Origin of the sequence: Cyanobacterium aponinum PCC 10605, assembly GCF_000317675.1 — a bacterium.
Classification (GTDB): domain Bacteria; phylum Cyanobacteriota; class Cyanobacteriia; order Cyanobacteriales; family Cyanobacteriaceae; genus PCC-10605.
Genome location: NC_019776.1, coordinates 2,530,105 through 2,542,353, shown reverse-complemented (window position 1 = coordinate 2,542,353; position 12,249 = coordinate 2,530,105). Strand labels below are relative to the sequence as shown.

The window sequence follows — 12,249 nt, the reverse complement described above, 5'->3', positions numbered from 1 at the left end:
CACAAGTTTAATTACTAATCTATAAGGACATGAATCCCGAAATCACTTTAACTTGGAACATCCTAGAGGAAGCCTTTGAAATCGTCAACATTAGTTCCATCACTGTTAATCCTCAAGATGCGATCGCAACTTATAAGAGTGCAGATGATCCGAATCAAGAGGGAGATAATGAAATCCCTGACGAAGTTTGGGTAGATTATACTCCTCCTCTTCCTTATGTTAAAAATACTACTCGCAACTTACAATTCAATGAATCTCAATTTCTCGCTTCTCCGGGGGAAGAAATCGGCGTAACAACTTATGTAACTACTTCAGACGGTTATACATGGGCGGCGATGTCCACTGCAATTAATGCTATGTGGCCTTATGATGCTACTGATTATTCTGGTATTGCCAGTCAAAGTCCCTATTATGCAGGAAATATTGTGATTACTCCCCCTGAAGGTGTGGTAAAAGTCACCGCAAACTATAAAGGGCAAAATATGAAGTTTTGGGCGAATGAAGATGGCTTAACTTCCGATAATCCTGAAGCTATCAAACTCGATCGATATTTTGTTATCGATGAATGGGGTAATGAATATATTATGCACGCATCAGGACAATTAGAACAAAGTCAGGTAGCTACTGCTTTTGAAGAAGCCATATTGCCCGAAGGTTGGACAAAAGAAACTCGTCAATTATCAGAAGATTTAATTTTAACTCCCGCCGAAGGTGCCGATGGTAGTTTTCATTATCTAGTATTTCGTGATAGTGCTGATAACACTTATCATCAAACAAAATGGTCTGATACAGGCTCACTTTCTGCTCAAATAGAGGATTTTCCCATTTGGGGAGGGCAAGATGATAACATCCTTTCAGGAGATGTTAACGGTGAAATTAGAGACGATTTAATTCACGGTGCGGGAGGTAATGATACTATCATTCCGGGATTAGGTAATGATGAAATTTGGGGAGATGCTGACATTGATACCGTAATTTTAACAGGAGACAGTTCTGATTACTCGATCGAAGAAATCTCCTCTGAGGAAATAAATACCTTTACAGTGTCAGGATTTGGTTATACCAAAACTCTTTATGATGTGGAAAATTTACAGTTTGATAATGAAACAATTTCCCTAAATAATAACGATAGCCTACTTAATACACAAATATATCGCTTCCGTACGGGAGAGGGAACTTATCTCTATGTAGCTGACGAAGAACGTCAAGCTATCCTAGCAAATAACTATAATTTTGTGGAAGAAGGAGAAGTTTTTCAAGTATCTATGGAAATGGAAGACGACTTAATTCCCATTTATCGTTTTCGTAATACTAATGTTACGGGAGCTTATTTATATGTAGAGGAAGAAGAACGTCAAGCCATACTGCAAGGTGACTACGGTTTTGCCGAAGAAGGTTTAGCTTTTTATACTTATGGTGCTATGAGTGAGCAAGGGCAAGAAATTTATCGATTCCAAACAAACCCGGGTAGTTATATTTTTGTAGAAAAAGAAGAAAGGCAAAATATCTTACAAAATTATTCTAGTTTTACAGAAGAAGGAATTGCTTTTAACGTAGCATAACCTTATTTAACTTTATTTCGACACTTCGACTCAGATAGGCAACAGGCAAGATGCCTGTTTCACGATTGATAAATCTAGTAGGGTGGGCAATGCCCACCATTAGGATTAATTGAATTAAATAGCTTCTAGGTTTTTTTCGCCAGTTCTAATACGGATGGTTTCATCCACGGGAGAGATAAAGATTTTACCGTCACCGATTTCCCCTGTACGAGAGGCTTGAACGACTTTATCTACAACCATGTCCACTTGATCATCTTCCACGACAATTTCCAATTTGAGCTTTTGTAAAAACTCAACGGTGTATTCTGAACCACGATAGCGCTCAGTTTGTCCTTTTTGACGACCAAAACCTCTGACTTCAGAAACTGTCATTCCAACTATTCCAGCGTTAACCAGAGCAATTTTGACTTCATCTAGTTTAAAGGGACGAATAATGGCTTCTATTTTTTTCAAATTAGTATCTCCTTTCTATTTTAATTTCCTTTATATACCTTATACAATTTTCCTGTTATTTTTTAACACTCTTATTCAACGAGTTTTTGTAAAAATAAGTACATAAATGATATTACCTTATGGGAGTTCGAAATTCAGAGAGTTTGCTGTGCTCGTACACTCCTTTCAGTCGTGAACGGAGTTCGGGGTTTTAAGTAATCTGAGTTCAAGACAAATTTTCATCTATGAGTGATGGCGGAAAGAGCAAACCCCCCTTTCTCCCCCCTCGAGAGGGGGGAGGGCAAAGGGCAAGGGGCAAAGGAAAAATTAAAATTAAGAATTAAAAACTCCGAACACTCATTAATCATTACTTATTTCCCCTCATCTCCTCATCCCCTAGACACCCCGACACCTGACACCTTCTTTTTTAATTTTTCGTTCTTAATTGTAAATTCTTTTATTGAGTCGAGATAGCAAATTTTTGTTAACATTATTGGGTACATTTTTACAATTAAATTAATTATTTTTGTTTTGCTATGGCGCTAATTGTCCAAAAATACGGTGGTAGTTCTGTTGGTTCAACCGATCGCATCAAGTCTGTGAGTAAGAGAATTTACAAAACAGTACAGGAAGGAAATCAAGTAGTGGTGGTGGTTTCGGCAATGGGCAAGACTACTGACGGCTTGGTCAAATTAGCCCACGAAATTACATCAAACCCCTGTCGTCGGGAAATGGATATGTTACTCTCTACAGGAGAACAAGTATCTATATCTTTGTTAAGCATGGCATTACAAGAAATTGGGCAATCTGCGATTTCCCTCACAGGCGCACAAGTAGGAATTTCGACGGAGGCAAACTATAGCAAAGCCCGTATCTTAGAAATTAAGACCGATCGCATCAATCGTCATTTAGAGCAAGGGCAAGTGGTGGTAGTGGCTGGTTTTCAAGGCATTATTCACGGAGAAGAATTAGAAATCACGACATTGGGTAGAGGGGGGTCTGATACTTCAGCTGTGGCTTTAGCGGTGGCATTACAGGCGGACTGTTGCGAGATTTATACCGATGTCCCCGGCATCCTCACCACTGATCCACGCATTGTGCCTTCGGCTAAATTAATGGATGAGATTACGGCGGATGAAATGCTGGAGTTAGCTAGTTTAGGGGCAAAAGTATTACATCCTAGGGCGGTGGAAATTGCCCGTAATTTTGGAATGCCGTTGGTGGTAAAATCCAGTTGGACTGATGATCCGGGTACGAGGGTAATTTCTCCCCCTAATCAGGGTAAATCTTTAGTCGGTTTAGAAATTACTAAAGCAGTGGATGCGGTACAATACGACGCAGACCAAGCTAAGGTTGCCCTCTTGCGTGTTCCTGATCGCCCCGGGGTTGCCGCTCGTTTATTTGGGGAAATTGCCCGTCACGATGTGGATGTGGATTTAATTATTCAGTCTATCCATGAGGGTAACAGTAACGATATTGCTTTTTCTGTGGTGAAAGGAGTTTTACCAAAAGCTGAAGCCGTAGCAATGGCGATCGCTCCTATCCTAGGAGATTCAGGCAACACCGATATTTTAGTAGAGAAGAAAATTGCAAAAATTGCGATCGCAGGGGCAGGAATGATAGGCAGACCGGGTATTGCGGCTCAAATGTTCCAAGCCTTGGCAAAAGCAAAAGTTAATATTCAGATGATTTCTACTTCTGAGGTGAAAGTTAGTTGTATCGTAGCAGAAGATGAATGCGATCGTGCGATCGCTGCTTTATGTGAAACTTTTAATATAGCTAGTTCTAGCGTCACTTTGAACGATAATAGTAAAGATATAGCCAATCTTGTGCCAGTGAGAGGAGTTGCTTTAGATCAAAATCAAGCCCAGTTAGCAATCTTATTTGTACCAGATGTACCGGGGATGGCGGCGAAAATCTTTACCGTCTTAGCAGATGCAAATATCAGCGTTGACATGATTATTCAATCCCAGAGATGTCGTTTAGTAGATGGAATTCCCATGCGTGATATTGCCTTTACTGTTGCTCAATCTGATGCAGAAGAAGCGAAAAAAGCCCTCTATCAACTGCAATCAGAAATTAAATTCAAAGAAATAGTAGTTGAGCCTCATATCGCTAAAGTAAGTATAGTTGGATCAGGGATGATTGGTTCGCCCGGAGTAGCGGCTAAATTTTTTAGTGCTTTGGCACAAGAAAAGATAAACATTTCCATGATTACCACCTCTGAAATAAAAATTAGTTGTGTTGTGGATGAATCCCAAGCTATTCAAGCCTTAAAAGCTGTCCATGAAGCCTTTGGTTTAGGAGGGGAAACTTTATTGGAAGTTCCTTCAAAGGAGGGATAATTTTAAGTAAAGGACAATTAAAAATTAGTAATTAAGACAAGGCAATGGGCAATAGGCAAGAGGCAAGAGGCAAACCCCCCTTTATCCCCCCTCGAGAGGGGGGAGGGCAAAAGTGTTTAATTAATTTCCCCCTCATCCCCTCATCACCCTGACACCTGACACCTGCAACCTGAAGCCTGAAACCTGAAACCTGAAACCTGACATCACTTTTTCATCAACCCCTATTTATTATTATGATTGCTAGTAACCAAAAGCGTTCGATCGAAATTCAGTATTTAGAAAACATTTTACCCATAGCAAATGATGGTCAAGATGTAATTGAGGGATTGAGTTCAACACCAAAAACAATACCTGCCAAATATTTTTATGACGCTTATGGTTCAGAATTATTTGAACAAATTTGCCTCTTACCTGAATATTATCCCACTCGCACCGAAACAGAAATTTTACAACAAGCTAGTGCCGAAATTGCTGAACTCACAGGAGTTTGTGAATTAGTGGAATTGGGCAGTGGTAGCTCCACAAAAACCCGTCTATTACTATCTGCTTATGAAAATTTAGGACAACCGTGGCAATATGTACCCATTGATGTTAGTAGCGAAATCCTCAAAGAAAGTGCTTTACAACTCCATAGCGAATATCCCCATTTATCAATTCTTGGTTTGGTAGGTACTTATGAACAAGCCTTATTGCAACTCCCCGCCTCTTCTTTGCCTAAACGTATGATCGTTTTTCTCGGTAGTACACTAGGTAATTTTACTCAAGAAGAGTGCGATCGCCTCTTTAATGAAGTAAGAGATATATTACAAGTAGGGGATTATTTTTTATTAGGTATAGACTTGCAGAAACCGAAGGAGATATTAGAAAAAGCCTATAACGATAGTCAAGGGGTGACAGCAAAATTTAACTTAAATATGTTATCTCATCTCAATCAACGTTATGAGGGTAATTTTGATCTCGATTCATTCCAACACCATGCTATTTATAACCAAAATGAGCAACAAATAGAAATGTACTTAAGGGCAAAACAAGTGCAGAGAATACAATTGAAAAAACTAGATTTAAAGATAGAAATAGAAGTAGGAGAAAGCATCTTAACAGAAATTTCCCGTAAATTTAATTTAGAGCAAATGGAAGAATTTTTAGCCCAACATCGTTTAAAACCCATCAAATATTGGACGGATGAAAAACAGTGGTTTGGTTTAATTCTCTCACAATTAAAGGAGTCATGAATTATGTTACGTTTTACAGACTCAGTTCCTTAAGATTCCAATTAAATTTCTAATGTTGATTAAATCTAATCACTCAACCCTATCAATGAATTACAAAGAGCTATTAATATCGATATATCAAGAAGTTATTGAAGGAAAATCATATTCATCAAAGATAAATAATGGTACACTTAAAAACATTGAAATTATTGCCAAAAAATGTTTTTCTCAAAAGGGTGTTTACACAGTTCTTGTCACTTTAATTATTTACAAAATTTTGCACCCAGAACAAGACATTAGAAATCATCAAGCTCAAATTGAAGGAGGTTTTTCTGGTAGAGTAATTGATACTCAATATATATCACCAACATTAAGAGAATTAGGTTTACCAGCAATGGCTGAAAGCGGTTGGACAACTCGTTCATTAGAACAACCTTATCCTTATACGTTAGATTATCAAGGAAGAATAGGAAATAAACAAGTTAAAAAGGCATTTTTAGAATTACTTGATACTATCCAAAATCAAAAAATTAATCCTAAATATATACTTCATGAACTGCTAACACAAATAATAGTTATTCAACAATTAAATAAAGTAGTTATTCAACCACTAAATAATGCTGAAAAATTAACAATTAATAAAATAATAAAAGTTTTAGATTCCCAATTTTCCTTTAATTATAAAATTTTTGGAGGTTCTAAATTACCAGTATTAGCATTTTATTCTCTATATGATGACTTAGAGTTAAAGTCTGTTCATAAACAAAAGTGGATTGAACTGTTAAAAGAGTTAGAAAATGACTTATAAATTTATAGATTTATTTGCTGGAATCGGCGGTTTTAGGTTGGGCTTTGAAAAGGCAGGTTTTAACTGTGTTTTTAGTTCAGAAATTGATATTCATGCACGAGAAATGTATTTAGCAAATTTTCAAGAAAAGCCAGATGGAGATATAAGAAAAATTAACCATAAAAATATACCTAATTTTGATGTTTTATTAGCAGGGTTTCCCTGTCAGCCTTTTAGTATTGCGGGGGAGAAAAAAGGATTTAATGATATTAGAGGAACTTTATTTTTTGAAATTGCTAAAATAATTGAATATCATCAACCTAAAGTAATTGTTTTAGAGAATGTTAAACACTTTAAAAATCATGATAATGGTAAGACTTTAATCACTGTATTAAACACTTTAAATAATTTAGGTTATACCACCAGTTGGACATTATTAAATGCCAAAGATTTTGGTGTACCTCAAAATAGGGAAAGAACTATTATTATAGGCTGTTTGGAGCAAATCCAATTTGATTTTGATAAATTAGAAACAAAACCACAAAAAAAATTGAAAGATATTTTAGAAAATGAACATGAAAAATTAGAATATTTACAAGAAGATGAATATACTTTGATTGAGAATCCTAAACAGCAATTATCAGGTCTTATTTTTGCAGGTTATCGCAATAAAAATATCAGAAAAAAAGGCACTCGCCCTAATACGGAACATTTATCAAGAGTACATAAACAACCTAACAGAATTTACTCATCTGAAGGCACTCATCCTACATTATCTTCTCAAGAATCTAGCGGTAGATATTATATTTATCACAATGGAAAAGTTAGAAAATTAACTCTCAGAGAATGTTATCGCTTAATGGGTTTTCCTGATAGCTTTAAACTAATTGGCTCATCTTCTAAATTATACAATCGTGTCGGTAATTCCATCGTTATTCCAATGGTGGAGGAAATTGCTCAACAGGTCAAAAAACAATTATTAGAAAAAAATTTTGATTCTCCTACTCCATTATTTAAACCTCGTCAAATGTCTTTGTTTGATTTTAATTTATTTGTAAGCTAGAAACAAAAATTGATCGTATTTAGAATATGATCAATTTACTCCATTTGTGAGTTTCCGTATCTTAAAAAGCTAAAATGATATTACCTTTCCTCTCCATAAGGCCAAATATTATCCCGACTCTTCATTTAAAATAATACTCCCTTGATGTAGAATAAATCATTGCTGATCAATATGTTGGGGCATACTCAATCTATTTATTTGTTAAGAGAGATTTAATATACCTATGAAAACCAGTTGGATTAATCGTGCTAATCGTTTAAGTGCCTTACCCCCCTATGTTTTTGCCCGTTTAGATGAATTAAAAGCCAAAGCCAGAGAACAAGGTTTAGATTTGATAGACTTAGGGATGGGTAATCCAGACGGTTTCGCCCCAACTCCTGTAATTGAAGCGGCAAAAGAGGCGTTAAATGTCGCAAAATATCACGGTTATCCACCCTTTGAAGGAACTGCAAATTTTAGAAATGCGATCGCATCTTGGTATCAAAGACGCTATCAAGTAGAATTAAATCCAGATAGTGAAGCCTTACCATTACTAGGATCAAAAGAAGGATTATCCCACTTAGCCTTAGCCTATGTTAACCCCGGTGACACTGTTATTGTACCAAGTCCATCTTATCCTGCTCATTACCGAGGGCCTGCCATTGCTGGAGCGGACATATATGCGTTGAAACTGAGTGCTGAAAATGATTGGTTAATTGATTTAACCCAAATTCCCGAAGATATAGCCCGTAAAACAAAAATTCTTTATTTCAACTATCCTAATAACCCTACCACTGCCACCGCACCGAGGGCATTTTTTGAAGAAGTGGTGTCATGGGCAAAACATTATGAAGTAATGTTAGTTCACGATTTAGCCTATGCGGAATTAGCATTTGAAGGCTATGAACCTACTAGCTTACTGCAAATTAAAGGTGCAAAGGAAATAGGAGTTGAATTTCACACCCTTTCTAAAACCTATAATATGGCTGGTTGGCGTGTTGGTTTTGTGGTAGGTAATAGCGATATTATTCAAGGTTTGCGCACCCTGAAAACTAATCTCGACTATGGCATTTTTAGCGTGATTCAGGCGGCAGCACAGACAGCTTTACAATTGCCTGATAGTTACATCCATGAGGTGCAACAACGGTATCAAAAACGCCGTGACTTTCTCATCGAAGGTTTAAATAAAATGGGATGGAATGTAAAACCCTCTTCCGCTACGATGTATTTGTGGATACCAGTACCCCGCAATTCTAATTCTACTGACTTTGCCCTTGACTTACTACAAAAAACAGGAGTTGTTGTCACCCCGGGTAATGCTTTTGGTGATGGTGGAGAAGGTTATGTGAGGGTTAGTTTAATTGCAGATTGCGATCGCCTAATGGAAGCCCTACAACGTTGGGAAAAAGCGAATATTCGATATTAAATTAATAATTTAATAACTGACGTTACGCACTTATTGATGTGTTAAGTTAAGGGAGGTTTCAGGTTTCAGGTTTCAGGTTTCAGGAAATAATAAAAATGATTGAACTAAAAAGTTATCGAGATTTAACGGTTTGGCAAAAATCAATGGATTTGGTAGTAATATGTTATCAATTAACTTCTCAATTTCCCAAAACAGAAATTGATGGTTTAAGTAGTCAAATACAAAGAGCCGCAGTTTCAATTCCTGCCAACATCGCAGAAGGAAAAGGGAGAAATCATTTGGGTGATTATATTCGTCATCTTTCTATGGCAAATGGCTCACTCAAAGAATTAGAAACTCATTTGATGATTGTAGGACGATTAGGCTATCTTAACCTGAGTTCGGGATAAATTTTCATCTATGAATGATGGAGAAAAAAAGGCAAAAGGCAAGAGGCAAGAGGCGAACCCCCCTTTATCCCCCCTCTCGAGGGGGGAGGGCAAAGGAAAAATTAAGAATTAGGAATTAAAAACCCCGAACACTCATTATTTGTTACTCATTACTTTCTCTCAACACCTGCAACCTGCAACCTGAAACCTGACACCTACCCTTATCCAATATTCTTAAACCGAACTGAGGTTATCTTAAAGAGCAAGAATTAAAAGTTACTTTAAACAAATGTGAGGAAATTGGCAGAATGTTACATAGTTTAATCGAAAAACTAAGTCAAAATAAAAAAGGGTGAATTTTTCTGACTTTAAACCTGACACCTGATACCTCAAAACAACAACTAATTATCTTTTTGCGTAACATCAGTTAATAATTAATAAGTTTTTCATTTCTATCGCCTGACTCCTATTTTTTTCGTACCTAATTTTTTATTCAAGAATAATGGAAACCCCAAAAAAAATATTTCTTCCTGATGAGGAATCCACAAAAAAACTGGGTAAAGAATTTGCTCAAAAATTAACCCCTAATTCCGTCTTGTTATTACAAGGTAATTTAGGGGCGGGAAAAACCACTTTTATTCAAGGTTTAGGGGAAGGCTTAGGTATAAGTGAACCTATTGTTAGTCCTACTTTTACCCTCATTAACGAGTATTTAGAAGGAAAAATCCCCCTTTACCATATTGATTTATATCGCTTAAATCCAGAGCAAGTAAAACACTTACATTTACAAAATTACTGGGAAGGTATAGAAGTAGAAGCAGGTATTACCGCCATCGAATGGTCTGATTTACTACCCCAACTGCCACCACACTATTGGCAAATTATTTTGGAATTAACCCCAGATTCTAGCAGAAACGCCTTTATTACTTATATTTAACAGAAAAAGGTAAGGTATTGGGGTATTAGGGTATTAAGGTTAGGGTATTGTATTGGGGGATTAGGGTATTAAGGAGAAACTAATTAACCTCAGTTCGGTTTAAGAATATCCGATAAGTTTAGGTGTCAGGTGTCAGGTTGCAGGTTGCAGGTATTAGGGGATGAGGGGATGAGGGGATGAGGTGATGAGGGGAAAGGGGGAAGTAGGGGCTTAGGGTTTTGGGGTGGTAGGGGTTTTTAGCAAGGGGCTTTCTTCTGACCTAGGCAAGGGGCTTAAGCCCCTTGTTTAAGTCAGTTCGGATTAAGGCAATTTTATCGTTATTTCTAAGAAGCTATAAGATTTTCTGACTACGAGTTGGGATGCTTTCAGCTTATCCAAAACTCAGGTTAATTACCTTTGCCCCTTGCCCCTCGCCCCTTGCTTTTTGCCCAATATTACGTCTGATTTCAGGAAATTGTGATCAGTTTCACTAACTATCAATCTATTTTCGCTATTATTAAATAATTCTAAAATCCTGTATATCAGCCCTGGAGGGATATTTTATGAAATTACGTCAATTATTAGCTGATTTAAACTATTTAACCCCTCTTACGAATCATCCTAACTGGGATCAGGAAGTTAAAGGTATTACGACAAATTCTCATAGTTGTGGTATTGGTGATGTTTTTATTGGTATGCCCGGTACTAGAGTTGATGGAGGTGAGTTTTGGCAAAGTGCATTGGCAGAAGGTGCGATCGCATCTATTATTAGTCAAGAAGCAAGTCAGAAAATCCCCCCTACGGATAATGATTGTGTAATAGTTGCCGATGATATACCTTCAATCTGTGCAGACATAGCCTCTAAATTTTATGGTTATCCTAGTGAAAAATTAAAGATGGTGGGGGTTACAGGTACTAATGGAAAAACTACCACCACTCATTTAATCGAATTTTTTTTGAATCAGGCTGTTCAGAAAACCGCCCTTTTCGGTACTTTATACGCTCGTTGGCAGGATTATCAGAAAACCGCAACCCATACCACTCCTTTTGCAGTAGATTTACAAGCACAGTTAGCAGAAGCCCTAGAAGCAAAGAATGAATATGTAGTGATGGAAGTAAGTTCTCATGCTCTAGCCCAAAAAAGAATCAGAGGTTGTCATTTTGATGTAGCTGTGTTCACTAATTTAACTCAAGATCATCTTGACTATCATAAAGATATGGAAGATTATTTTGAAGCTAAAGCCTTACTATTTTCTGAAGACTATTTAAGGGGGAGAGCAATTATTAATTATGATGATGATTATGGACAAAGATTAATTCAGCGTCTTGCTCAAAAACAAGTTTGGAGTTACAGCGTCAACAACACCTCGGCAGATTTATACACCAGTGATTTAACTTATCAGGCAGATGGGGTTAAAGGGATTTTGCATACTCCAGAGGGTAGTATCAATTTTAGTTCTCCTTTAGTAGGGCAATTTAACCTCTCGAATTTACTTGCCAGTGTCGGTGCAGTATTATCTTTAGGGGTGAGCTTGGAGGTGATTACAGAAAACCTCTCAGCTTTTGCCGGTGTGCCAGGAAGAATGGAAAGGGTGCATTTTTTGCCTCATCAAGATATAAGTGTGATAGTGGATTATGCTCATACCCCTGATAGTTTAGAAAATCTTTTACAAGCCGCTCGTCCTTTTATTTCTGGTAAGATGATTTGTGTATTTGGTTGTGGAGGCGATCGCGATCGTACCAAACGCCCTATAATGGGTAAAATAGCCGCTCAGGGTGCTGATATAGTGGTAGTGACTTCAGATAATCCTCGCACAGAAAACCCAGAACAAATCCTTGCAGATATTCTCACAGGTATTCCCGAAGATATTAAACCTATTGTACAGTGCGATCGAGCTTTAGCAATTCAAGAAGCAATTTCTATGGCACAATCAGGAGACGGAGTTTTAATTGCAGGAAAAGGCCATGAAGACTATCAAATCCTTGGTACAGAAAAAATCCATTTTGATGATAGAGAAGAAGCAAGAAAAGCTCTAAGTCAAAAGGGCAATTAAAAATTAGTAATTAAGGCAAGAGGCAAGAGGCAAAAGGCAAACCCCTCTGTGTCTCCCCTTTCAAGGGGAGAAGGGCAAAAAAAGTGTTTAATTAATTTCCCCCTCA

General features: G+C 37.2%; 10 protein-coding genes. 9 read left to right on the top strand and 1 reads right to left on the bottom strand.

The window, feature by feature from the left end; translation table 11 throughout:
• Positions 1-29: 29 nt before the first annotated feature.
• Complete coding sequence (locus CYAN10605_RS10560) at positions 30-1,562, top strand: hypothetical protein (protein WP_015219927.1); 1,533 nt, start codon at positions 30-32, stop codon at positions 1,560-1,562.
• 114 nt (positions 1,563-1,676) lie between these two features.
• Here CYAN10605_RS10560 and CYAN10605_RS10555 read toward each other — a convergent pair whose 3' ends face one another.
• Complete coding sequence (locus CYAN10605_RS10555) at positions 1,677-2,015, bottom strand: P-II family nitrogen regulator (protein WP_015219925.1); 339 nt, start codon at positions 2,013-2,015, stop codon at positions 1,677-1,679.
• 515 nt (positions 2,016-2,530) lie between these two features.
• On the opposite strand from CYAN10605_RS10555, the gene CYAN10605_RS10545 reads away from it, so the two are divergent.
• From CYAN10605_RS10545 to CYAN10605_RS10510, 8 genes are all read left to right on the top strand, one after another.
• Positions 2,531-4,339, top strand: coding sequence for an aspartate kinase (locus tag CYAN10605_RS10545; RefSeq protein WP_015219924.1), 1,809 nt, complete (start codon positions 2,531-2,533; stop codon positions 4,337-4,339).
• Positions 4,340-4,572: 233 nt separating this feature from the next.
• The gene (gene egtD / locus CYAN10605_RS10540; RefSeq protein WP_015219923.1) at positions 4,573-5,571 is read left to right on the top strand and encodes an L-histidine N(alpha)-methyltransferase; all 999 of its coding nucleotides are present in this window, start codon (positions 4,573-4,575) and stop codon (positions 5,569-5,571) included.
• 52 nt (positions 5,572-5,623) lie between these two features.
• Entirely contained in the window at positions 5,624-6,358 is a 735-nt protein-coding gene (locus CYAN10605_RS10535; protein ID WP_015219922.1) for a hypothetical protein, read from the top strand.
• Complete coding sequence (locus tag CYAN10605_RS10530; protein WP_015219921.1) at positions 6,348-7,400, top strand: DNA cytosine methyltransferase; 1,053 nt, start codon at positions 6,348-6,350, stop codon at positions 7,398-7,400. Before CYAN10605_RS10535 ends, CYAN10605_RS10530 begins: the two co-directional genes overlap by 11 nt.
• A 223-nt stretch (positions 7,401-7,623) precedes the next feature.
• Positions 7,624-8,805 (top strand): aspartate aminotransferase, encoded by a 1,182-nt coding sequence (locus CYAN10605_RS10525; RefSeq protein ID WP_015219920.1) that lies wholly within the window; start codon positions 7,624-7,626, stop codon positions 8,803-8,805.
• Between the two features lie 95 nt (positions 8,806-8,900).
• On the top strand, positions 8,901-9,194 hold the full coding sequence (locus CYAN10605_RS10520; RefSeq protein ID WP_015219919.1) for a four helix bundle protein: 294 nt from the start codon (positions 8,901-8,903) through the stop codon (positions 9,192-9,194).
• 481 nt (positions 9,195-9,675) lie between these two features.
• Positions 9,676-10,110, top strand: a complete 435-nt coding sequence (gene tsaE, locus CYAN10605_RS10515) for a tRNA (adenosine(37)-N6)-threonylcarbamoyltransferase complex ATPase subunit type 1 TsaE (RefSeq protein WP_015219918.1) — start codon at positions 9,676-9,678, stop codon at positions 10,108-10,110.
• 542 nt (positions 10,111-10,652) lie between these two features.
• Positions 10,653-12,143 carry a UDP-N-acetylmuramoyl-L-alanyl-D-glutamate--2,6-diaminopimelate ligase gene (locus CYAN10605_RS10510; protein ID WP_015219917.1) on the top strand — a complete coding sequence of 497 codons (1,491 nt, stop codon included), beginning with the start codon at positions 10,653-10,655 and terminating at the stop codon, positions 12,141-12,143.
• Positions 12,144-12,249: the final 106 nt, after the last annotated feature.

Excerpts from the sequence above, each read along its gene's own strand:
- CYAN10605_RS10520 (WP_015219919.1), top strand. The coding sequence starts at position 8,901 with ATGATTGAACTAAAAAGTTATCGAGATTTAACGGTTTGGCAAAAATCA.
- tsaE (WP_015219918.1), top strand. The coding sequence starts at position 9,676 with ATGGAAACCCCAAAAAAAATATTTCTTCCTGATGAGGAATCCACAAAA.
- CYAN10605_RS10530 (WP_015219921.1), top strand. The coding sequence starts at position 6,348 with ATGACTTATAAATTTATAGATTTATTTGCTGGAATCGGCGGTTTTAGG.
- CYAN10605_RS10545 (WP_015219924.1), top strand. The coding sequence starts at position 2,531 with ATGGCGCTAATTGTCCAAAAATACGGTGGTAGTTCTGTTGGTTCAACC.
- CYAN10605_RS10535 (WP_015219922.1), top strand. The coding sequence starts at position 5,624 with ATGTTGATTAAATCTAATCACTCAACCCTATCAATGAATTACAAAGAG.
- egtD (WP_015219923.1), top strand. The coding sequence starts at position 4,573 with ATGATTGCTAGTAACCAAAAGCGTTCGATCGAAATTCAGTATTTAGAA.
- CYAN10605_RS10560 (WP_015219927.1), top strand. The coding sequence starts at position 30 with ATGAATCCCGAAATCACTTTAACTTGGAACATCCTAGAGGAAGCCTTT.
- CYAN10605_RS10525 (WP_015219920.1), top strand. The coding sequence starts at position 7,624 with ATGAAAACCAGTTGGATTAATCGTGCTAATCGTTTAAGTGCCTTACCC.
- CYAN10605_RS10510 (WP_015219917.1), top strand. The coding sequence starts at position 10,653 with ATGAAATTACGTCAATTATTAGCTGATTTAAACTATTTAACCCCTCTT.